Annotated in this window: 16 protein-coding genes and 1 pseudogene; all 17 read right to left on the reverse strand. The window is 70.9% G+C overall.

Annotation, left to right across the window (positions count from 1 at the left end):
* Positions 1–45 precede the first annotated feature (45 nt).
* A pseudogene (locus ACFWBD_RS32405) lies at positions 46–574 on the reverse strand (dienelactone hydrolase family protein); the annotation flags it as partial.
* A gap of 19 nt (positions 575–593) precedes the next feature.
* Positions 594–1,634: a pectinesterase family protein gene (locus ACFWBD_RS32410; protein ID WP_385674823.1), complete on the reverse strand. Its 1,041-nt coding sequence runs from the start codon at positions 1,632–1,634 to the stop codon at positions 594–596.
* Between the two features lie 4 nt (positions 1,635–1,638).
* Complete coding sequence (locus ACFWBD_RS32415; protein ID WP_385674696.1) at positions 1,639–2,811, reverse strand: pectinesterase family protein; 1,173 nt, start codon at positions 2,809–2,811, stop codon at positions 1,639–1,641.
* Between the two features lie 83 nt (positions 2,812–2,894).
* Complete coding sequence (locus tag ACFWBD_RS32420) at positions 2,895–4,226, reverse strand: polysaccharide lyase family 1 protein (RefSeq protein WP_385674699.1); 1,332 nt, start codon at positions 4,224–4,226, stop codon at positions 2,895–2,897.
* 57 nt (positions 4,227–4,283) lie between these two features.
* Positions 4,284–5,078 carry a rhamnogalacturonan acetylesterase gene (locus ACFWBD_RS32425; protein WP_385674702.1) on the reverse strand — a complete coding sequence of 265 codons (795 nt, stop codon included), beginning with the start codon at positions 5,076–5,078 and terminating at the stop codon, positions 4,284–4,286.
* Between the two features lie 93 nt (positions 5,079–5,171).
* The gene (locus tag ACFWBD_RS32430; RefSeq protein ID WP_385674705.1) at positions 5,172–6,509 is read right to left on the reverse strand and encodes an ABC transporter substrate-binding protein; all 1,338 of its coding nucleotides are present in this window, start codon (positions 6,507–6,509) and stop codon (positions 5,172–5,174) included.
* Between the two features lie 70 nt (positions 6,510–6,579).
* Positions 6,580–8,586 carry a pectinesterase family protein gene (locus ACFWBD_RS32435; RefSeq protein WP_385674708.1) on the reverse strand — a complete coding sequence of 669 codons (2,007 nt, stop codon included), beginning with the start codon at positions 8,584–8,586 and terminating at the stop codon, positions 6,580–6,582.
* 33 nt (positions 8,587–8,619) lie between these two features.
* Positions 8,620–10,176 carry a family 43 glycosylhydrolase gene (locus tag ACFWBD_RS32440; protein ID WP_385674711.1) on the reverse strand — a complete coding sequence of 519 codons (1,557 nt, stop codon included), beginning with the start codon at positions 10,174–10,176 and terminating at the stop codon, positions 8,620–8,622.
* Positions 10,173–11,027, reverse strand: a complete 855-nt coding sequence (locus tag ACFWBD_RS32445) for a PmoA family protein (protein WP_385674714.1) — start codon at positions 11,025–11,027, stop codon at positions 10,173–10,175. The genes ACFWBD_RS32440 and ACFWBD_RS32445 overlap by 4 nt, the downstream gene beginning before the upstream one ends.
* Positions 11,027–12,196, reverse strand: coding sequence for a Gfo/Idh/MocA family protein (locus tag ACFWBD_RS32450; protein WP_385674717.1), 1,170 nt, complete (start codon positions 12,194–12,196; stop codon positions 11,027–11,029). The genes ACFWBD_RS32445 and ACFWBD_RS32450 overlap by 1 nt, the downstream gene beginning before the upstream one ends.
* A complete protein-coding gene (locus ACFWBD_RS32455) occupies positions 12,193–13,458 on the reverse strand; it encodes a polysaccharide lyase family 1 protein (RefSeq protein WP_385674720.1) in 1,266 nt (421 codons plus the stop codon). Before ACFWBD_RS32455 ends, ACFWBD_RS32450 begins: the two co-directional genes overlap by 4 nt.
* 20 nt (positions 13,459–13,478) lie before the next feature.
* Positions 13,479–14,378, reverse strand: a complete 900-nt coding sequence (locus tag ACFWBD_RS32460) for a carbohydrate ABC transporter permease (RefSeq protein WP_385674722.1) — start codon at positions 14,376–14,378, stop codon at positions 13,479–13,481.
* On the reverse strand, positions 14,375–15,310 hold the full coding sequence (locus tag ACFWBD_RS32465) for a carbohydrate ABC transporter permease (protein WP_385674725.1): 936 nt from the start codon (positions 15,308–15,310) through the stop codon (positions 14,375–14,377). The genes ACFWBD_RS32460 and ACFWBD_RS32465 overlap by 4 nt, the downstream gene beginning before the upstream one ends.
* Before the next feature lie 220 nt (positions 15,311–15,530).
* Positions 15,531–17,276 carry an L-arabinonate dehydratase gene (araD, locus tag ACFWBD_RS32470; RefSeq protein WP_385674728.1) on the reverse strand — a complete coding sequence of 582 codons (1,746 nt, stop codon included), beginning with the start codon at positions 17,274–17,276 and terminating at the stop codon, positions 15,531–15,533.
* Positions 17,273–18,184, reverse strand: coding sequence for a dihydrodipicolinate synthase family protein (locus ACFWBD_RS32475; protein WP_385674731.1), 912 nt, complete (start codon positions 18,182–18,184; stop codon positions 17,273–17,275). The genes araD and ACFWBD_RS32475 overlap by 4 nt, the downstream gene beginning before the upstream one ends.
* The gene (locus tag ACFWBD_RS32480) at positions 18,181–18,861 is read right to left on the reverse strand and encodes a GntR family transcriptional regulator (protein WP_385674734.1); all 681 of its coding nucleotides are present in this window, start codon (positions 18,859–18,861) and stop codon (positions 18,181–18,183) included. The genes ACFWBD_RS32475 and ACFWBD_RS32480 overlap by 4 nt, the downstream gene beginning before the upstream one ends.
* Before the next feature lie 176 nt (positions 18,862–19,037).
* The gene (locus ACFWBD_RS32485; RefSeq protein WP_385674737.1) at positions 19,038–19,799 is read right to left on the reverse strand and encodes an MBL fold metallo-hydrolase; all 762 of its coding nucleotides are present in this window, start codon (positions 19,797–19,799) and stop codon (positions 19,038–19,040) included.
* Positions 19,800–19,846 lie beyond the last annotated feature (47 nt).

The following is a 19,846-nucleotide window of genomic DNA, read 5'->3' on the forward strand; positions in this document are numbered from 1 at the left end:
TGCGGGTCCTTTCCGTCGTTCAGCGGGATGGGGCAACGGGTTGGGTCAACGGGACGGGTCGGGCAAAGCGGCGCACAGGACGGTGTCGAGCCAGTCGAAGACCTCGTCCTGCATCCGGTCGACGAAGACATGGCCGAGGTCGGGCCAGCTCTTCAGGTGCAACCGCTCCTCGGCGTGACGGGAACGCCAGACGCTGCGCAGCCGGTCGTGGGCCGCGCGGACGCCGTCGGCGGGGAAACAGCGGGTCGAGCCCGCCGTCGAAGAACAGCATCGGCCTGGGTGCGGCGATGCTCGCCACGTCGGGGAAGTCGAGGTACCGGGGGAGCCCGGGGTGGAGCATGCAGCACGAGGACTGCCCTCGCGGGGTGTTGTTGCCGGGCACCATCATTTCCTTCGGGCCGGTCATCCAGCAGACGGCCGCCGCTGCGGCGAGGTCGTCGCTGAGCGCGGCCGCCTGCCAGGCGCGGAAGGCGCCCATGGAGAACCCGACGGCCGCGACCCGGCGCCGGTCGACCCGGTCGAGGCCGGCCAGGAATCCGGCCGCCCGGGCGTCCTCGCGGGCCATGACGAACGCACGCCGCCCCACCGCCGGGTCACGGGCGCCCATACGGCCTCCAGTCTCCGAGGTACGTCCGCCGGGTGTGGGCGGCCGCCTCCTCGGTGGTCAGCTGCGGCCGGTTCTCCGGCACCGAGATCACCGCGCCGGGGCCGGAGTTGGCGTGTTCGCGAAAGCGCATGGTCTGCCAGGGGTAGGCGTCGCGCATGTTGGTGTACGGGGTCACCGCGTCGATGCCGGGGCCGATCCAGGTGTCCCGTACGACCAGTGCGGGCCAGGCGGTCGTCTCGTACGTCGGCACCCAGGGCCGGGCGATCTTGTACGCCGCGTTCTCGGCGCCGGAGGTGATCCGGCCGCGCAGGGCGAGGAAGCCGTAGGGGTTCGCCCGGGCGGTGGCGGGGGCGAAGACCATGCCTTTGGGGGCGAAGTTCACGTCCCGCTGGAGGGTGTGGAAGTGACAGGCGTCGAAGACGGCCCGGCCCCGCCCGAAGACGAAGTCGACGTCGCCCTCGACGTAGCAGCGGTGGAAGTACTGCCGGTCGAAGGCGTCCAGCGCGGTGGTGTCGGCGAACAGGGTGTCCTGGTGGGCCAGGAGGCGCACGTTGTCGAAGTGCGTGCGGTCGCCGGTGACGTGGGCGGCCACCGCCTGGGTGCCGGTGATCTCCGGGTGGTCGGCGCGCAGCCAGTCGTTGGCGAGGGTGAGGTCGCGGACGGTGAGGCCGGGCGCGGCCGAGGTGAAGGTGGCGGAGCCCGCGGTGCCGTAGGTTCCGGACCCGTCTGGCTTCGGCGTGCCGTTGGCGTTGTCGAAGACGAGGACGACGGCACGCGGGTCGCGGGAGGCGCCGCGAATCGTCAACTCGCCCTTGTCGGAGGACACGTTGACGACCTCCCGGTACGTGCCCGGGTGTACGACGATCGTCCGGCCGGGCCCGTCGACGGCGTCCACGGCGGCCTGAAGGGAGTCGCCGGGGCGGACGTGCAGGATGCGGCGGGACTGCGCGTGAGCGGGAGTCGTGGCCGTGGCGGCCAGGCCGCTCACGAGTCCCGTGAGCCCCGCGAGGAGGGTGCGCCGGTGCAGCATCTCAGCACTCCCCCTTCCAGGGCTCCCAGTCACCCAGGCAGGCCGCACGGGTCGCCGACTCGGCCTGTCCGGCCGTGAGTTGGGGGCGGTTCTCCGGGACCGTGATCCGGGCTCCCGGCCCGGTGTCGCGGTACTCGGCGAACCGCTGGTTCTGCCACGGGAAGGAGGCCGACATGTTGGTGTAGGGCGCGACCGCGTCGATCCCGGCGTCCAGGCGGGTGTCGCGGACGGTGAGCATCGGACGGGCGGTGGTGTCGGAGCTGGGGACCCAGGGGCGGGCCAGTTTGTAGGCGGCGTCGGGCGCCTCGCTGCTGATCCGGCCCCGGACGACCAGGTACCCGAGTGGGTTGGGACCCGCCGTCGAGGGGGCGAAGACGAAGCCGTAGGGGGCGGCGGCCAGGTCGGTGCGGTTCAGGGTGCGGAAGTGGCACTGCTCGTAGACGGCTGTCGCCCGGCCGAAGACGAAGTCGACGTCTCCCTCGACGTAGCAGTGCGCGTAGTACTGCCGGGCGAAGGTGGCGAGGGCGGGGGAGTCGGCGTACAGGGTGTCCTGGTGGCCGAGGAAACGGCAGTGGTGGAAGGCGGAGCGGTCGCCCTGGACCTTGATGGCGACGGCCTGGGTGCCGGTGATGTCGGGGTGGTCGGCGCGCAGCCAGTCGTTGGCGAAGGTGATCCAGCGGGCGGTGAAGCCGTCGGCCTGCACGGTGGTGGTGGCCGACCCTGTGGTGCCGTAGGTGCCCCCGCCGGGCTTGGCGGTGCCGGCCGCGTTGTCGTAGACGATCACGACGTCGCGGGGGTCCTCGGAGGCGCCGATCCAGGTGGCCTCGGTACGGGTGACGTCGAGGGCGACGGTCTCCCGGTAGGTGCCGGGGGCGAGGACCAGGGTCCAGCCGCTGCCGGTGGTGGCGGCGACGGCGTCCCGGACGCCGGTGAAGTCGCCCCGGCCCAGCGGGTCGACGTACAGGGTCCGCGGGGTGAGGCGGGCGGCCGGCGAGCCGTGGCGGCCGAACGGGCCGCGTCGCGCGGTGGCGGCCCGCGCGGGTGCGGCGGCGAGGCCGAGGGCGGCGGCCGTACCGGCGGTCGCCGTCAGGAATCCCCTTCTGGAGAGCGGGGGTCGCCAGGATCGGGCGTCCTGGGATGCCCGCAGTTCTCGGGGGTGTAGGGGCTTGGGCATGCGGCGGCTCCTTGGCAGTGCGGCTCTGCTGAGGGGGCCGGGGCGGCGACGGGCGCCGCCCGCCCCGGCCGTCGTGGGAGGGGTCAGCCCAGGCCTCCGGCGCCCGCGCCGCAGCCGACGATCCGGGGGACCGCCTTCGCCGGGTCGACCTTGGTGCGCAGGGTCGGCGTCCAGCCAGCGCCGGACTCCAGGACCTCGGCCGGGATCTCCGCGTTGTGCACGGCGATCAGATCGGTGAGCGTGCCGTTGACGTAGTTGTCGTCGGCGGTCAGCGGCGACACGGTCCACCGCTTCAGCACCTTGGCCGCGCTGACCCCTGCCGGCAGCGTGAACGCGTTGTGCTGGGCGACGAGCCGGGACTCCTTGCCGATGCCGAAGCTGTAGGCGAAGGAGTCGTCGGCGACGAAGTGGTTGTTGTAGGAGTCGACCTGTCCGAAGCGGACCCGGGGTGCGCGCTCGACCAGGTTCGAGAACTGGTTGTGGTGGAAGGTCACCTTCAGGTGCCCCCGGTCGCCGACGGCCGTCGACTCGCTGTCGCTGTTGCCGACGAGGATCGTCTTGTCGTGGTCGGTGAAGACGTTCCAGGAGGCGGTGACGTAGTCGGCGCCCCGTACGATGTCCAGCTCGCCGTCGTGCTGCTGGTACAGCATGCCGAAGTAGGTCGGCGCGGCGCTGTCCGGGTGCGATCCGTCGGTGAACGTGTTGTGGTCCAGCCACACGTGCGTCGAGCCGTAGACGACGGCCGTGTCGTACTCGGAGTTCCAGTTGCCGTTCGTGCCGTCGGTCGGGTCCCACTGCGGGAAGCAGTCGATGGGCGACTCGAAGGCCAGGTTCCGGATGATCACGTTGTCGACGGCCTTGATCTGCAGGCTGACGCCCTTGAAGCCGGCGTTCTTCCCGATGCCGACGATGGTGGTGTTGGCGGGGACGTTCGCCTTGATGGCCGTGTCCTGGGCGGCGGCGGAAGCGCGCCGCAGCCCCTCCGGGCTGCCGTCGGGCTCGGCGCTCAGGTCGGTGTCCAGGCCCCAGGTCTCGGGCGCGTAGGCGGCGAGGTAGGCGTCGAAGTCGTAGCCGGGCGCGGCGAAGGCGTCGCATCCCTCGGCGACGGCGTCGATGACGCCCTTCACCTTGATGATCTTCGGCGCGCTGCCGCCGGCGGCGAGGGCGGCCTTGAATCCGGCCCAGGTGGTGACGGTGTACACATGGTCGGCGTCGGCGGCCGACCCGCCGGTGGTTCCCGTCCCGTAGGAGGCCCAGCCATCGTTCGCGGCCAGGACCTGCCGGCCGAGGTCGCGGGACGCGGAGCGGGGGTGGGCATCGGCCTGGGCGGACGCCGTGCCGGTGACGGACAGCACCAGCGCGGTGCACCCCACCAGGACACCAATGACGCGGCCATGACATATCTGTGTACGCACTGTACGGGTCTCCTCTTGTGACGAAAGGCGTGCGGGTCCCGCGCGAGCGGTGCGGCCCTACGCGAGCGGTGCGGGCCAGGTGATCCAGGACGTGGGGATCTCGTCGTGCAGCCGGACGACGTCACGCGGCCCGAGCACCCGGGTCCGCAGCAACTCCCGCACGACGAGCCGCGCCACGGCGATCGCACCCGGCGGATTGAAGTGCGTGTTGTCCTGCTCGGTGTCGGTCCAGTTGAAGTACGTCTTCGTCTCCTCGACGCCGAGTTCCTGCCACAACGCGAGCGACAGCGCCTGGAGGTCGAGCAGCGCCACCCGCTCCTCCTCGGCCAGCGCGCGCATGGCGGCCGGATACTCGCCGTGCGTCGGCACGGCGTTCCCCGCGGCGTCGAACCTGCGCCGCTCGACAGGCGTGGCGAACACCGGCCGCGCGCCCTTCGCACGGGCGCCGTCCACGTACATCCGCAGGTAGTCCTGGTAGGTGGTCCAGGGCTCGGTGTAGCGGGTCGGATCGGTGGTCTTCTCGTCGTTGTGCGCGAACTGGACGAGGAGCAGGTCCCCCGGCCGGATCGCGGCGAGGACGGCGTCGAGCCGCCCCTCGTCGATGAAGCTCTTCGAACTGCGGCCGTTCACCGCGTGGTTGGCGACGGGCCGGTCCTTGTGCAGGAAGAAGGGGAGCGCCATCCCCCACCCGGTCTCGGGAGCGGCGTCGGAGTACTTCTGGGCGGCGGTGGAATCACCGGCGATGTAGATCGTCCGCTTGCGTCCCTCGGCGTGGGCGACACCGCCCGCCGCTACGCCGAGGGGGATGGCGGCCAGTGCCGCCGCGGTGACCTGCCTGCGGGTAAGTGACACGAACGTGCACCTCTCGTCCTTGAGGGGCGCGGGGAACTGCGCGACCAGCCACGGCGGGCCGGCAGTCCCCCACGACCGCAACCACCTGGGCAGTTATCCGTGGTTCTTCTTCCAGTCGGCCTGAGCCGTGTTCAGCTGCTCGGCCAGCGTGTCCAGGAAGTCCTTCGCGCTCAGCTTCCCGAGCAGCACCTTCTGGAAGTTCGGCTCGTTGTCCGCCTTGGAGATGGTGTTCCAGTCGGGCAGGTAGTAGGGCAGCTGCACGATCTTGGTGCTGGTGCCCGCCAGCGCCTCGGCGGCCAGCTTCGTCGGCTCCGACGACTGCACCCAGCTGTCCTTCGCCGCCTCCGTGTTCGCCGGGATCGACCCCGCAGACTCGTTCCACTTGCTGTTCGACTGATGCGAGGCGGCGAACTCGATGAACTTCCAGGCGGCGGTCTTGTTCTTGCTCGCCTTGAACAGCCCGAGCCCGTCGACGGGGTTGGACACCTGCACCCGCGTGCCGTCGTCCTGCGTGGGCGCCGGGATGCCCTTGAACTTGCCGGCCAGCGCCTTCTGGTGGTCGCCGTAGGAGCCCAGGTTGTGGCTCAGCATGCCGATGGTGCCGGAGTCCCACTGGGCGACCATCTTGGTGAAGTCGTTGTTGACGTCGGCGGACGGGGTGTCCTTCTTGAACAGGCCGACGTACTTCTCCAGCGCGGCCACGTTCCTCGGGTCGTTGACCGTGGCCTTGTCACCGTTCCAGAACTCGGTGACACCGCTCTGCCCGTAGGTGGCGTCCAGCGCCTGGGCGATGGACCCCGCGCCGCCGCGGATGGTGTACCCGAACGCGTTCTTCTTCTTGTTCGTGAGCTTGTCGGCGGCCTCGTAGAACTTCGTCCAGGTCGTCGGGGCGTCGAGACCGGCCTGCTGGAACAGGTCGGTGCGGTACCAGAGGGTGCCGTTGTTCGCGGAGGTCGGCACCGAGTAGGTCTTGCCGTCGATGCCCGCCGCCTTGACGCCGTCCAGGAACTTCTGGTTGAGCTTGCCGTTCAGCGTGCTCTCGGAGATCCGGCTGTCCAGCGGTTCGAGGGCGCCCTGCGCGGCGACCTCGGCGAGCATCGCGGTGCCCACGCCACCGACGTCGGGCAGACCGCCGCCCTGGATGGCGGTGTCGTACTTGGACTGGACGCTGTCGGCCGGCACACCGACGTAGTTGACCTTGATGTCGGGGTTCGCCTTCTCGAAGTCGGCGATGATCTCCTTCCAGACGTCGGTACGCACACCGCCGTTGTTGTCCCAGAAGGTGATCTCCCCCTTTCCGGAGCCCTCGCCTCCCTTGTCCCCCGCGCCGCCGCTGCCGTCGTCGCCGCAGGCGGTGGCGGTCAGCGCGAGCACGGAGCCCAGGGCGACGGCCAGGGCGGCGCGCCTGCTTCTGCGGATGCTGCTCTTCATGTGTTCGGCTCTCTTCTTCTGGATCCCGACGGAGGTGTGAAGTTGTGGGGGGAGTCAGTTGTGGGGGGAGTCAGTGGGTGGCGCCGGCACGGCCGTACGGTTCCCAGCCGTCCGTGCCCCTGAGGTAGTCGGCGACGGTGTGCGCCTCGGCGTCGGCGTCGCTCAGCTGCGGCCGGTCGGCCGAGGCCACCGCTCCCGGACCGTGGTTGCGGTACTCCGCGAACCGTGCGTCCCGCCACGAGAAGCCGCTCATGTCGGTCCACGGCGAGGACTTGACCGCCGCCGGCAGCTCGGTGTCCCGGATGAGCACCTGGGCGACCGCGGCCGGCTCCCCGCCCGGGTGCCACGGCCGCCCCAGGTGGAAGGACTGCTCCGGCGCGTCGCTGACGACCTTCGACCGGGTGATCAGGAACCCGCGCGGATTGCCCGTCCACGTCGAAGCGGCCGTCAGATAGCCGTTGTTGGAGGTCGACCCCCGGCTCAGCAACCGGATCACCGACCGCTCGATCACGGTCGTGGCCCGTCCGTAGACGAAGTCGACGTCGCCCTCGATGTAGGAGTCACGGACGTACACCCGGCTGACGGTCGTCAGCTTGGGGCTGTCGGTCATCAGCGTGTCCTGGTTGCCCAGGAAGGCGGTGTTCTCGAAGACGATGCGGTCGCCGGTCGTCTTCATGGCGAGGGCCTGCTCACCCTTGAGTTCGACCGCGGCCTCGTCGAAGTCGTTGCTGAAGGTCAGGTTGCGGGCGGTGACGTCGTTCGCGGCGATCCGGACGGTGGCGCTCCCCGTCGAACCCCCGTACTCGGCGGGCGTGTCGTAGACGATGACGGTGTCCGAGCGGTCGCGTCCGGTCCCCCGGAGCACGATGTTCGGCTTGGTGGCGGGGATCAGGACCTTCTCGCGGTACGTGCCCGGCGCGACGGCGACGGTGACGTCGCCGGAGTTGCCGTCGGGCACGGCGTCGACGGCGGCCTGGACGGTCGGGTAGTCGCCCGGGACGTACAGCGTGACCGCGTCACCGATCCGCTTCTGCGGCCCGGAGAACCGGGTGACCAGGGCGGGAACGGCGGCCGCGGGGTCCAGGCGGTACGCGTAGAACGCGCGCGGGTCGAAGGCCGCGCCCCACTCGTCGGTCCGTCCGCTCGTGTTGCGCAGGATCGACCCGCGCTGCACCAGCTCGGCGGTGGCGTCGGCCTGGTAGGGGTGCTGGATCCCGTCGAAGTAACTGTTCTCGATGACCATCTTCGTGTGGCCGCGCGACCAGTTCCCGTACGTCCACACCGGGTCCCCGTCGGCCACCTGCGCCGAGAGGTAGTTGTTGTAGAGGTGCGCGTACGCGCAGTTGTCCGCGGACGGGTTGCGCTGCTTGGTGCCCGTGAACCAGTTGTGGTCGATGGTGATCTGGGTCAGGACGTCGGTCGTCCAGCCGATGCCGAACGCCTTGTTGTGGGTGTCGAACCGGTTGGCGGAGACGGTGACGTACTGGCTGTTCCTGCGGATGTCGAGCAGTCCGTCGCCCATGTGCGTGAAACGGTTGTGGTCGATCCACACGTGGTCGGCGGTGTCCATCTGGATGGCGTCGAAGTCGGTGGTCTTGCCGTCCCAGTCGCCCTCGACGTACGAGTCGCGGATCGTCAGGTTGCGGATGATCACGTTGTGCGTGCCGGGGTCCAGGTGAAGTTCCCCGTGCACGATCTCACCGGTGTCGCCGACTCCGATGATCGTCTTGTTCGAGGTCACGACGATGCCGGAGCCGAAGGGCTGGACGGCCACCGCGCCCTCGACCCGGATGACGTACGGCTCCTCGGCGGCCGCGTACCTCGCGAGCGAGGCCTGGTCGGTGACGGTGACGACCTTGCCGCCGGCGCCTCCGGTGGTGCCGCCGGCGAGGGAGGCGAAACCGTGGGCACGGTCGGTCCAGCGGGGTGACGAAGGGGCCGGGCCGAGGGCCGTCCGCGGCGTGTCGGCGGCCCTCGCCTGCCCGACGGCACCGAGGCCGAGCGCCGCCAGCAGGACGACGACGGCCGCCAGGACCGTACCCGGCCCCGGCAAGCGCTTGCTATGGAAGTGCGTCATTGCGGCTCCCAAGAGGCGTACAGAACAGGTGGGTTAGAGCGGGCTGATCCGGAACTCGCTGAACGTGGCCGCTCCCGCGTGCCCGGTTCCGGCGGGCGCGAGGGCGAAGAGGCCGAGCAGGGCACCGACCCAGCGCCAGGGCGTGGCGGCGAACACGGGACCCGAGCAGCGCAGGCCGTCGCCGGTGTCGTACGCGAAACGGCAACGCGCTCCGGTGCCGATCTCGATCCGCAGGCGCGCCCGTCCCCGGGGGGCGAGCCTCGGGTGGGCCGCGTCCCGTTCGCTCTCGGCGACCGCTTCGGCGAACCGGTGCACGAGGTGGACCGCCCCGTCGGTACCCCGCTGGAGCCCGATCCAGCCGAAGGCGTCCCCGAGGACCGCGAGTCCGGCGCGTGCTCCCGGCTCCTCGCTGAGCAGCTCCAGTTCCACCTCCACGACGGACGGGAGCCCGGGCAGCCGTTGTGTGAGGACGCTCGGCAGCCTGCGCAGGTCGTGTGCGTCCGCCGTGCGCACGCAGGTCAGCCGCAGTCCGTCCGCGGAGTGCTGGGTGGCGAGGCCGTCATGGGGGTCCCCCCGCTCGAGCGAGGACGAGAGTGGGGGAGGGTTGGCGGTCCACGACCACTGGCGGCCGAAGCGTCCGCCGGGGAAGTCGTCGTCGGTGGCGGGTGCGGCCGGCGGTCCCGCGGGCAGGCCGGGCCGCCGGTGCTCGAGCACGGGGGCGCCCTCGTCGCCGATCACCGGCCAGCCCGCCGCACTCCCGGATTCGCCCCAGCGCATCGGCTGGAGATGGACGACACGGCCGTACGCGCCGCGCTGCTGGAAGTGCAGGAACCAGTCCTCGCCGGACCGGGTGCGCACCCAGCCGCCCTGGTGGGGGCCGTTGACCTCGGTGTCCTTCTGCTCCAGGACGATCCGCTCCTCGTACGGGCCGAAGAAGTCCCGGGCCCGGAAGGCGCCCTGCCAGCCGGTCTCCACTCCCCCGGCGGGCGCGAGGATCCAGAACCAGCCGTCGTGCCGGTAGAGCTTCGGCCCTTCGAGGGTGAACCAGCCGGGGATCCGGTCCCCGTCGACGATCACCTTGCCCTCGTCGAGGACGGCCGTCCCCTCGGGGTGCATCCGGTGACCGGTGAGCCGGTTCTTCACCCCGGCACGGGACTTGGCCCAGGCGTGGACCAGATAGGCCTCGCCCGTCTCGTCGTCCCAGAGGGGACAGGGATCGATGAGCCCCCTGCCCTCCTTGACCAGCTGCGGCCGGGACCAGGGCCCCCTGATCTGAGGGGCGTTGACCTGGAAGATGCCCTGGTCGGGGTCGCCCCAGAAGATCCAGAAACGGTCGTCGTGGTGCCTCAGCGACGGCGCCCACACCCCGCAGTCGTGCCGCGGAGACCTGAACTCGTCGGCCGGTTCCAGGCGTTCGAGGGCGTGGCCGACCAGTGTCCAGTTGACCAGATCGCGCGAGTGCAGCAGGGGCAGGCCGGGGGCGCGGCCGAAGCTGGAGGCGGTGAGGTAGAAGTCGTCGCCGACCCGCACGACGTCCGGGTCGGACCAGTCTGCGTTCAGGACGGGGTTGGTGTACGTCTCGTACGTCACTGGCTGACCGCCTTCCGTACCAGTGCCGCCGCCTCGTCCCGGTCCAGGCGGCCGTCGGCGACGACGGTGACGATCCGGCGTACGGCCGTCTCGCCGGGCGGGACCGCCAGCCTCGCCTCCGAAGCCAGCGAGGAGCCGACGCCCGGGTACTCGGCGGTGCGGACGAACCAGGGGTCGCGGCGGGTGGCGGCGGTCGCCCCGGCGAAGACGAGGGTCCAGTGCGCGCCGGCCAGGGCGAGCCAGTCGGCGCGGGCTCCGTGGACGGATGCCTCGCCCTCCGTGCCGGCGGTGAAGACCTCGGGGGCCGCGTCCTCCTTCCGGGCCCGCCAGAAGAAGCCGCCGTAGGCCGCTCCGGGGCGCCCGTTCGTCGCCGGGCTGCCGAGGGACAACGGGCCGGAGGTGACGTTGGTCAGGGAGAAGGTGAAGTCCAGCGCCCAGGCGGAGTCGGTGAGTTCGGTGGCCGCGACCGTACGGCGCTCACGCAGCAGCTCCGTTCCCGAGGCGACCCAGCGCAGCTCCTCCACGAAACCGTCCGGGTCGCGGAGCTGGAAGGAACTGTGCCGCTGGGCGCCGTGGTTGTCGAGCTCGGCCGGACCCCGGCCGCGGACGTAGGTGCGTCCGCCCCAGAAGTTGTGCCCCTCGACGTCGGGTACGGCTACACCGACGCCGAGGTGGTGTGCGTGGTCGGCCGGGCTCAGTTCGGTGACCGCCGTGCCCGCCAGGGTGGTGACGGGGTGCAGATAGGGGCGCGGGGAGAGCCCGGCGGGCAGTTCGGGCCGGGTCACGTAGCGGGCGACCGGGCGGCCGGCGACACGCAGGACGACCGGTGCGTCGGGTGCGGCTGCGGTCATCAGGGGCTCACCTCTTTCGGATGCGCGGTCGTGAACGCCCAGGGGGCGCCCAGTTCGGAGTAGAGGGCGAGAGTGTCGGCGGCGGCCGCGACGAGGCCGTCGACGCCGGGGACGACCCGACGCTCCTCGCCGGGCAGCAGGCGCCAGTCGTCGTCGGGCACCTGCACCGGGTCCGGGGCGACCCGGATCGCCTCGACGACCCGCATGAACGACTCGGTCACGTCGGGCGGGACCAGCAGTTCCGTTCCGTCGGCGAGGTGCTCGACGAGGTTCTCCAGCAGGTCGGTGCGGCCGTACTCGAACTCCTCGGGGCCGTGGCCGGCCCGCTGGAGCAGGACGCGGTCCTGCTTGTACCAGTACGTGATCCGGCCGCGGCTGCCGTGCACGATGACGTACGGGTCGTCGGGGTCCTCGGCGCACAGCGTGGCCGCGACGACGATCTCGCGGCCGTCGGCCGTGGTGACGCGGACGCAGGAGGTGTCGTCGGACTCGATGGCGTTGGCGTGCGCCAGCTCGGTCTCGATGCCCGTCACGTCGGTGGCGCGGGTCGCGCCGGCCAGCGCGAGGGCGGTGGCGACGGCGTGCGCGAGCGGGTTGGTGAGCGCCCCGTCGATCACGTCGACGCCGTTCATCCGCCGCTTGCCCGCCCAGGGCGCCCGTCGGTAGTACGCCTCGGGCCGGGCCCAGGCCCCGGCGCCGCCGACCCCGGTGACCTCGCCGACCACCCCGTCCTCGATCAGCGCGCGGATCGCGGGCACGGCGTGCGAGCCCAGCGACTGGAAGCCGATCTGGCAGACCACGCCCGCCTCGGCGACCCCGTCCGCCATCCGGCGGAACTCGGCGTAGGAGGGCGCGGGCGGCTTCTCCAGGAGCAGGTGCACCCCCTTGCGCGCCGCGATCAGGGCCAGGTCGGTGTGGGTGGGGATCGGGGTGCAGACGACGGCGATCCGGGCGCCGGTCGTGTCCAGCAGCGTGCCGAAGTCGGCGCACTGCTCGGGCGTGCCGAGGCCCTCGGGGATCTCCGCCGGGGTCAGCGGGGTCAGCTCACAGACGCCCGCCAGGCGGACGATGCCCTTGTCCTGGAGCCGGCGGATGTTGTCCAGGTGCCAGCGGCCGTGGCCGCGCGCGCCCGCGAGGACAATCGGTACAGCGGTGCTCGAAGTGCTCATGGGATCCTCCCTGCGCCCGCGCCGCGTGCCACCTCGCGGTCGGCCACCGCGGCGCTGTCGATCTTTCCGTGCAGGGTAGGCGTCCAGCCGACGTCCGCCGTGAGGTCGCGCTCGCTGCCGCTGTTGTAGGCGTTGTAAATCGCGAGGAGGTCCACGGGCCGGCCATTGAACAAAGTGCCGCTCTGGTGCAGGGCGGTGCCGTTCCAGCTCTTGACCAGGTCGGCGACCTCCACGTGGCCGGGGGTGTGGAAGGCGTTGTTCTCGGCGTAGAGGGCCGACTCGGTCGACACGCCGAGCGAGTAGCGGTACTCGGCGCCCTCGGGGACGACGTACCGGTTGTCGTAGAGGTGCACCTGCCCGAAGCGGACGCGCGGTGCGCGCTGTACGACGGACTCGAACTGGTTGTGGTGCAGGGTGACCCGGAGCTTTCCGCGGTCGCCGGTGGCCGTGTCGCCGCTGCCGATGAGCATCGCCTTGTCGTGGTCTGCGAACCGGCTCCAGGAGACGGTGACCAGGTCGGAGCCGTTGGTGATGTCGAGCAGGCCGTCGTGGCGCAGGTAGTTGCGGGCGAAGTAGGTGGGCTCGGCGGAGTCGGGCCGGCCCTGGTCGGAGGCGGTGACGTGGTCGACCCAGACGTGGGTCGCGCCGGTCAGCCAGATGTTGTCGTACGCCGTCTTCCAGTCGCCGAGGCCGCCGGTGTTGGGCTGCCAGACGGGGAAGCAGTCGTAGGCGTCGCGCAGGTCGAGATTGCGGAGGATGACGTTGTCCGCGTTCCTCACCTGGAGACTGGCGCCCTTGAGGACGGCTCCGTCGCCGAGGCCGATGATGGTGGTGTGGGAGCCGACGGGCAGCACGATCCGCTCGGCCTGCGCGGCGGCCGATGCCTGGCGGGCCTCCTCCTGCGCGCCGCTCGGCTTGGCGGAGCCCCAGGTGCGCGGGTCGTAGGCGGTCAGGTACCGCTTCAGGCGGTAGCCGTCGGTGGCGTAGTCGGCGCAGTCCAGGTGGTCGCCGTCGTCGTCGGTGTTGGCGTCGATCGTCCCGGCGATCCTGATGATCTTCGGGGTGTCGCTGCCGCCGTCGAGGGCGCGGACCAGTCCGGCGCGGTCGGTGACGGTGTGGACGTGGGCGTCGTCGGCGGCCGCGCCTCCGGTGGTGCCGGTGCCGTACGCGGCCCAGCCGTCGTCGGTGGCGAGGGTGTCACGGGAGGCGTCCCGGGCCTCCGCCTGCGCGGGGACGCAGAGCAGCCCCAACGCCGCTGCCAACAACGTGATCTGACGGATCCTCACCCCTTCACCGCCCCCGCGCTGAAGCCGGTGATCAGCCACTTCTGGATGAAGGCGAAGACGAGCACCACGGGTACGGCGGCGATGATGCCGCCCGCGGCCAGCGCGCCCAGGTCGACGCTGTCCGCGCTCATCAGGGTGTTGAGGCCGACGGGGATCGTCTGCTTGGTCTGGTCGGACAGGAACATCAGGGCGAACAGGAAGTGGTTCCAGGCGTGCACGAAGGCGAAGGAACCGACGGCGATCAGCCCGGGCCGCAGCAGGGGAAGGACGACGATCCGGAAGGCGGTGAGCCGGTTGCACCCGTCGACCCAGGCGGCCTCCTCCAGGGAGTACGGCACGTTCCGGATGAAGCCGCTGATCAGGATCATCGACAGGGGCAGCTGGAAGACCGTCTCGGCGAGGATGACACTGCCGAGCGAGTTGATCATCTTGAGCTCGGCGAAGATCTGGAAGAGCGGCACGAGGAGCAGCGCGCCCGGCACGAACTGGGTGCACAGCAGGGCGAGCATGAAGCCGCGCTTGATCCTGAAGTCGAAGCGGGCGAGGGCGTAGCCGCCGGCCAGGGCCACGCCGGTGGTGAGCAGCAGGGTCGCCACGCCGGTGAGCACGCTGTTCTGGAAGTAGACGGCGAAGTCCCGCTCGTTCCAGACCTTCTCGAAGTGGTCGAAGGTCATCGGCCAGGGCACGAGCGAGGTCGAGCCGGCCGGGCGGAGCGCGAAGAGGAGGATCCAGTAGAAGGGGACCAGGGTGAAGACCAGGTAGATCCCGAGGGGGAGATAGATCTGCCAGCGGGGGGCCTCGTCCCAGGCACGCCTGTGCCGGGACGGGCGCCGTTCGGGCGCGCCGGTCACGCGCACGGGGACGGGTGTGACCTCGGTGGCCTCCTTGGTGATCACTTGTCGCCTCCTCCGAACTTGCTCAGCCGCAGATAGACCATCGAGCAGAAGAGCAGGATCACGAACGCGACCGTGGTGAGGGCGGACGCGTAGCCGAAGTTGTGTGCGTCGACGCTGGTGTTGGCGATGTAGAGCGGGAGGGTGGTGGTCTCCCCCGCCGGGCCGCCGCCGGTGAGCGTGTAGAGCAGGTCGACGTTGTTGAACTCCCACACCGCGCGCAGCAGCGTGGACAGGACGATGGCGTCCTTCAGGTGGGGCAGGGTGATGTGCCAGAACTGCTTGATCCGGCTCGCGCCGTCGACCTCGGCGGCCTCGTACAGGTCCTTGGAGACGGACTGGAGGTCGGCGAGGATGAGGATCGCGAAGAAGGGGACGCCTCGCCACAGGTCGGCGATGATCGCCGCCGGGAAGACGGTGGAGGTGTCCGACAGCCAGCTGGTGCCGTACTCGCCGATCCCCATGTCCGCGAGGTAACGGGTGATGCCGGTCTGGGAGTTGTAGAGCAGCACCCAGATCGCGGAGGTCAGCACGCCGGACACGGCCCACGGGGAGAAGACCAGCGCCCGGCCGAGCGAGCGCCCCACGAAGGTCTGGTTGACGATCAGCGCGAGTGCCAGACCGAACAGCAGCTGGAGTCCGACCTCGACGAAGACCCACTTGGCGCTGAAGGTCAGCGTGTCCCAGAACTGGGGGTCGTCGGTGAAGGCGTGGACGAAGTTGTCGAAGCCCGCGAAGCCGTTGCGCCACGGTTTGGTGGGGTTGAAGTTCTGGAGGCTGTAGTAGAAGACGCTGATGACCGGGTAGGCGATGAAGCCCAGCATCAGCAGGGCCGCCGGCGCGATCAGCAGGTACGGCAGTCTGCGGGGCGTGGCGGAGGCACGGCGCCGCCGGGGTGGCGCGGGCGGCTTCGCCACGGCTGCGGCTTGGGCCATGACTGTTCTCCGTTCTCAGTGCGTCTCTCGGTGCGTTGTGCGTTCGTGTGGGTCGTGCTCTCGGTGCGTCGTGCGTTCGTGTGCGTCGTGCTCTCGGTGCGTCGTGCGTTCGTGTGCGTCGTGCTCTCGGTGCGTCGTGCTGCGTGTGCGTGCTTCGCGCTTCGCGCGGGTTAAGCGCTTTCTCCGTGCACATGCGTGGGCCGGGTCGTGCTGCTGTGGTTCAGCCCGCGTACGGGTCCGCGACCTTGCCGGGGCGGGCCAGGAACTCGAAGTCGCAGCCGGTGTCGGCCTGGGTGATCTGCTCGTTGTAGAGCGCGCCGTAGCCGCGCTCGTACCGGGCGGGCGGCGGTGTCCACTGCGCCCGGCGCCGCTCCAGCTCCTCGTCGTCCACGTTGAGCCGGAGGGAGCGGGCCTCGACGTCGAGGGTGATCGAGTCCCCCGTGCGCACCAGGGCGAGCGGCCCGCCGACGTACGACTCGGGCGCCACGTGCAGGACGCACGCGCCGTAACTCGTCCCGCTCATCCGGGCGTCGGAGATCCGCACCATGTCCCGCACACCCTGCTTGAGCAGGTGGTCGGGGATGGGCAGCATGCCGTACTCGGGCATGCCCGGGCCGCCCTTGGGGCCGGAGCCCCGCAGCACCAGGACGGTGTCGGCGGTGATCCCCAGCCCGGGGTCGTTGATGGTGCGTTGCATGGTCCGGTAGTCGTCGAAGACGACCGCGGGACCGGTGTGCTCGAGCAGGTGGCGCTCGGCGGAGATGTGCTTGATGACGGCGCCGTCCGGGCAGAGGTTGCCGCGCAGGACGGCGACCCCGCCCTCGCTCGCGACCGGGTCGTCCCGGCGGCGGATGACGTCCTCGTCGTGCACCTGGGCGCCGGCGAGCTGCTCGCGCAGCGTGTCGTACGAGACGGTCGGGCGGTCCAGGTGGAGCAGGTCCGGGATCCGGGAGAGGAAGCCGGGGAGCCCGCCCGCGAAATGGAAGTCCTCCATGAGGTACTTCTGGCCGCCGGGCCGCACGTTGGCGAGCACCGGGACGGTCCGGGCGACGCGGTCGAAGTCGTCGAGGGTGAGCTTGACGCCCGCCCGGCCGGCCATGGCGATGAGATGGATCACGGCGTTCGTCGAGCCGCCGAGACCGAGGACGGTCGTCACCGCGTCCTCGAACGCGTCCCGGGTGAGGATCTCGCTCAGTCTGCGGTCCCGGTGGACCAGTTCGACGATGCGCAGACCCGCGGCGGCGGCCATCCGGTCGTGCCCGGAGTCCACGGCCGGGATGCTCGACGCGCCCGGGACCGTCACGCCCAGCGCCTCCGCGGCGGCCGTCAGCGTGGACGCCGTACCCATCGTCATGCAGTGGCCCGGCGAGCGCGCGAGGCCGCTCTCCAGCTCGGCCAGCTCGCAGTCGCCGATGAGGCCGGCCCGCTTGTCGTCCCAGTACTTCCACATGTCGGTGCCCGAGCCGAGGACCTCGTCGCGCCAGTGCCCCGGCAGCATCGGCCCGGCCGGCACGAACACCGTCGGCAGGTCGACGCTGGCCGCGCCCATGAGCAGCGCCGGTGTCGTCTTGTCGCAGCCGCCCATCAGCACGGCCCCGTCCACGGGATAGGAGCGCAGCAGCTCCTCGGTCTCCATCGCGAGCAGGTTGCGGTAGAGCATCGGGGTCGGCTTCTGGAAGGTCTCGCTGAGCGTGGAGACCGGGAACTCCAGCGGGAAGCCGCCCGCCTGCCACACGCCCCGCTTCACGGCCTGCGCGCGGTCGCGCAGGTGGACGTGGCAGGGGTTGATGTCCGACCAGGTGTTGAGGACGGCGATGACCGGCTTGCCGAGGTGCTCCTCGGGGAGGTAGCCGAGCTGGCGGGTGCGGGCGCGGTGGCTGAAGGAGCGCAGGCCCTCGGCGCCGTACCACTGGTGGCTTCTGAGGTCCTCCGGACGTTTGCGGGCTTGATCGTCGAAGCGCTTCATATGGACCATCCGGCAGCTATGGCGGCGACCTCGGCGCGCTCGTCCTCGGGCAGCGGCCGGCTCGGCGGGCGGACCTCACGACGGCACAGGCCAAGGGAGGAAAGGGCCTCCTTGACCACGGTGACGTTGTTGGCGGAACCGTTGGCGGCGCGCAGTTCCTCGAAGCGTCTGATCTGTTCCCACACCTTCATCGCGGCCGGGTAGTCCCCTGATCGAAGCGCTTCGATCATGTTCAGCGAAACGGCGGGGGCGACGTTCACGAGCCCGGAGGTGAAGCCGGTGGCGCCCGCGGAGAAGTAGGAGGGGGCGTACGGCTCGGCGAGACCGGCCACCCAGACGAAGCGCTCCAGACCCGCGTCCCGCGCGAACGCGGCGAAGCGCGAGGCGTCCGGGACGGCGTACTTGACGCCGATGACGTTCGGACAGGCGTCGGCGAGTTCGGCGAGACGTTCGCCGCGCAGCTGCGCGTTGCGGATGTACGGGACGACGCCCAGCTCGGGCACCGCCGCCGCGATCTCCCGGTGGTAGTCGACCCAGCCGCTCTGCGACACGTACGGATGGACGGGCTGATGGACCATCACCATCTGCGCGCCCAGCTCTCGGGCGTGCCGGGCGGAGGCGACGGCGGTCGGCACGTCGTGTCCGACCCCGACCAGGATCGCCGCCCGTCCGCCGGCCACCTCGATGGTCAGCTCCGTGACCAGGCGGCGCTCCTCGGGGGTCAGTGCGTAGAACTCGCCGGTGTTGCCGTTCGGGGTGAGGGTGGTGATCCCGCCGTCGAGCAGCCGGCGCAGCAGGGCCCGGTGGACTTCGCCGTCGACGGAGCCGTCCTCGGCGAACGGGGTCACCGGGATGGCCACCACGTCGGCCAAAGCCGCACGCTGGGTCTCGAACGCCACGCTGCTCATTCCTGACCTTTCTCTGCCCGGGGCCCTTCCGGGGCCTCCTGGGCGGTCTCGGGGAACGCCCGGTGCACGAACGACGCGATGTGGGCGTGCAGGGCGCGGGCCGCTCCGTCGGAGTCGCCGGCCAGGGCGAGCCGCAGGATCTCGCGGTGCTCGCCGGCCTCCCGTTCCCAGGAGGGCGAGGCGGCCCAGGCGACGGCGGACACCAGGGCGGCCTGGTCGCGCACCTCGTCGAGCATCCGGCCGAGCAGCGGGTTGCCGCACGGCAGGTACAGGGCACGGTGGAACGCACGGTTGGCCAGAGACCGTTCGGCGGTGTCGGTCGCCCGGTCGGCCCTGGTCAGCGCCTCGCGGGCGGCGTCAAGGGAGGCACCCAGCCGCACAGCCCGCTTGAGCGCCTCGGGCTCGAGCAGCAGGCGTACGTCGTAGACCTCGCGCGCCATGTCCGCGTCCACCATGCGCACCGTGACGCCCTTGTACTGGCTCATGACGACCAGTCCGGTGCCGGCCAGGGTCTTGAGCGCCTCGCGCACCGGGGTCTTGGAGACCCCGAACTGCGCGGCGAGCTCGGTCTCGACCAGGGCCTGGCCGGGCGTCAGCCGCCCGGTGAGGATGCGGCGTTTGATCTCCTCCAGCACGTACTGCGTGCGGGACGGGATCGGCGTGGGCACAGAGGTCATGCGCGCCTCTCGGGTGTCGCGTGTCTGATCGCGGATCTCGTGTATCGCGTCTCATATATGACGTACGAAGTACGACGCGTTGAAGGTAGGAGCGGCCCTGTGTTTCGTCAATGCTTCTGACAAAGGAAGTTGAGGTTGCGGGACGAGACCGCCGGGGCAGAGCGCCCCGAGTGGGGTCAGAAGGGGAGGGTCTCGCCCTCGCGGGCGGTGCGGGCGGGGGCTCCGAAGGCGACGGTGGCCCGGGCGGTCGCGGCCTCCCGGGTCAGCGTGGGCCCGACGTGGGTGATGTACAGCTCGCGCACCCCTGCCCTGCGGGCGGCGTCGCCCGCTTCCTCCGGCGTGAGATGAACCTGCCGTTCCCGTTCGCCTTCGCGATGACTGTCGATGTCCGCCTCGCACAGGAACAGATCGGCGCCGGAGGCGAGTTCGGTGAGGGCCTCGCACGGCCCGGTGTCGCCCGAGTACGCGAGGACGCTCCCCTGGCACTCGGCCCGCAGCCCGTACGCCTCGGTGTCGTGCACCACCGCACGGGAGGTGAGACGCAGGTTCCAGTGCCGCACGGTGTGCCCGTCGAACAGGGCCCTGAAGTCGAAGACCCCGCTCAGGAACCGTACGTCCGGCCGGCCGAAGAAGCCGGCGAGACGCCGGGCGCAGTCGAGCGGCGCATAGACCGGGATCGGGGCCGGCGGGGTCATCCCGCCGTAGGCGAGGGCGTAGGCGGCGGCGAGGAGGTCGGCGCTGTGGTCGGCGTGGAGGTGGGAGATCCAGATCGCGGTGAGCCGGTCGGGATCCGTGTGCCGCTGCAACTCCGCGAACGTCCCGGGCCCCGCGTCCACCCACACCTCCGCCCCCGCGCCGCGCAGCAGGTAGCCGGAGCAGGGGCGGCCCGGCCCCGGGTGCGGAGAGGCGGTACCGAGGACGGTGAGGCTCAGGGGCATGGTGGGGAGCGTACGTTTCGCTTCCGCGGGACGCGCCCTGATTGCGT

It is taken from the genome of Streptomyces sp. NPDC060002, assembly GCF_042737245.1.
GTDB lineage: Bacteria > Actinomycetota > Actinomycetes > Streptomycetales > Streptomycetaceae > Streptomyces.